Genomic DNA, 1,596 nt, shown 5'->3' with positions numbered 1-1,596 from the left:
TGGTCACGCTCCATTCGGTCAAAGATGAACCGAATTCCGTATATTCAGAATCTAGTACGGAATTCCGTTTGACACCTCAATACGGAATTCCGTAGTCTTTCTCCGTCGCCCAACACCACCCCATCCCGGGGCCGGGCGCAGGAGATCACACATGGCCAGCCTGTCCCTCGGCGCCTTCAAGCAACTGCAGCCCACCGCCGCGCCGATGCCAGACGTGGGCGCCGGCATCGTCGCCCTCAGCGTTGGTTGCGTAAGCATCCACCTCGGCCCGGAAGAGGCCGACCAGCTGGCAGTAGAGCTGCAGCGCGCGGTCCTGCAGCTGCGCGGCGAAAGCCAGGACGCCGCCGCATGAGCGCCGTCATCGCCAACCACTCCCCCATACAGCGCGCGGCAGCCGCCGCCGGCATCGTGCGCCGCGCCGCTGGCCGCTGGGGCGTGCGCCCCGAGCTTGTGCGCTACGTGGCCGGTCACGCAGCCGCCGGCGTCCTCCTGCACGGCCAGAGCGTCGCGGGTGCTGTCGCAGAGGCGCGCAGCACAGCGCGCGCCAAAGCGGGAGCCTCCTGATGCGCCACCTGGCCCTGCCCTTCTACTGCGCCGTCATCGTCGGACTGCTGCTGGCGCTGCTCGCGCGCGCCATCTACACCGGAGCCGCGTCGTTCCTCCTGCCCTGCGGCGCCGGTATCGCCTACTTCGCCTGGTGCGGCGTGCGCGACCTCCTGCGCAACTGGCCCGCCTTTCGCAAGGAAATGCGACAGCGCGCGGCGGAACGACAGCGCGCGCCGATGCAGGCCGACGACACCCACTGATCCCCTGCCCTGCGCTCTTCCCTGTAGCTCAGGGAACCCGCGCCGGCCGGGTTCCACCAGCCGGCAATCCATACCAGGAGTCCAGCGTGCGTAACCAGCTCGACATCTTCGACCACGACCCAGCCCGCATGGTCGCCGCCAACCGCGCGGCCGCAGACCACGCGCTGCACGACGTGCAGTTCACCGAAGCCGAGCGGCAAAGCCGCGCTGCCCACTACCTCGGCGAAGCCGAACGCTGGGAAAGCCTGGCCGCGCACAGCACGCGTGCCACCACCGCACGCAAGGAGCAAAACGCATGACTACCGAGATGACCCCCGCCCCCTTGGCGATCGTAAAGCCCGGAGGTTGCATACATTTCGCAACCGTTCCGTATGATCGCGCGCGTGACCTCATCGGCGATGCGTACTGCACCGGCACGCGCGGCATTGGCTACAGCCAGCAAATCATGGAGCCGCAGGACGCAATCCTCTCCATCCCGCCCTCCCCGGCGGATCAGGGGGATGCGATCACTGCGCCCATGATGGAAGCCGCTGCCAATGCGCTCGCCAGGTGGGCGGGGCAAGCGGATGGTAGCAGGTGCATCCATGAGACGCGCTCAGCGCTGGAAGTCGCCATTTTTACCGGCCAGGCGGTGGGCAAATGAGCCGCTCTATTCCAGCGCGCACAGCGCAGCGGCAGCGTCCTGCGCCTGCTGCTTCGCAAGCGTCAGCGCTTCACAAAAGCTGTGCTTCGCATCCGTGGTTCCCTCGGCTACGGGCTTGGTGCAATCGCGCGATCCGATCAGGTGCAC

Annotated in this window: 5 protein-coding genes; all 5 read left to right on the top strand. The window is 67.2% G+C overall.

The window, feature by feature from the left end:
* The first annotated feature begins 151 nt into the window (after positions 1-151).
* A complete protein-coding gene (locus tag AC1VAN_RS21360) occupies positions 152-352 on the top strand; it encodes a hypothetical protein (protein WP_442251134.1) in 201 nt (66 codons plus the stop codon).
* On the top strand, positions 349-564 hold the full coding sequence (locus AC1VAN_RS21355) for a hypothetical protein (RefSeq protein WP_442251133.1): 216 nt from the start codon (positions 349-351) through the stop codon (positions 562-564). Before AC1VAN_RS21360 ends, AC1VAN_RS21355 begins: the two co-directional genes overlap by 4 nt.
* A complete protein-coding gene (locus AC1VAN_RS21350) occupies positions 564-806 on the top strand; it encodes a hypothetical protein (protein ID WP_442251132.1) in 243 nt (80 codons plus the stop codon). The genes AC1VAN_RS21355 and AC1VAN_RS21350 overlap by 1 nt, the downstream gene beginning before the upstream one ends.
* 86 nt (positions 807-892) lie before the next feature.
* A complete protein-coding gene (locus AC1VAN_RS21345; RefSeq protein WP_442251131.1) occupies positions 893-1,105 on the top strand; it encodes a hypothetical protein in 213 nt (70 codons plus the stop codon).
* The gene (locus AC1VAN_RS21340) at positions 1,102-1,449 is read left to right on the top strand and encodes a hypothetical protein (RefSeq protein ID WP_442251130.1); all 348 of its coding nucleotides are present in this window, start codon (positions 1,102-1,104) and stop codon (positions 1,447-1,449) included. Before AC1VAN_RS21345 ends, AC1VAN_RS21340 begins: the two co-directional genes overlap by 4 nt.
* Positions 1,450-1,596: the final 147 nt, after the last annotated feature.

The organism is Stenotrophomonas sp. 05L44_2, from assembly GCF_056665995.1.
This window is presented reverse-complemented; position numbering and strand designations above follow the sequence as displayed.

What these genes read in the sequence shown, in the direction of transcription:
- AC1VAN_RS21360 (WP_442251134.1), top strand. Translation starts at nt 152, where the DNA reads ATGGCCAGCCTGTCCCTCGGCGCCTTCAAGCAACTGCAGCCCACCGCC.
- AC1VAN_RS21350 (WP_442251132.1), top strand. Translation starts at nt 564, where the DNA reads ATGCGCCACCTGGCCCTGCCCTTCTACTGCGCCGTCATCGTCGGACTG.
- AC1VAN_RS21355 (WP_442251133.1), top strand. Translation starts at nt 349, where the DNA reads ATGAGCGCCGTCATCGCCAACCACTCCCCCATACAGCGCGCGGCAGCC.
- AC1VAN_RS21340 (WP_442251130.1), top strand. Translation starts at nt 1,102, where the DNA reads ATGACTACCGAGATGACCCCCGCCCCCTTGGCGATCGTAAAGCCCGGA.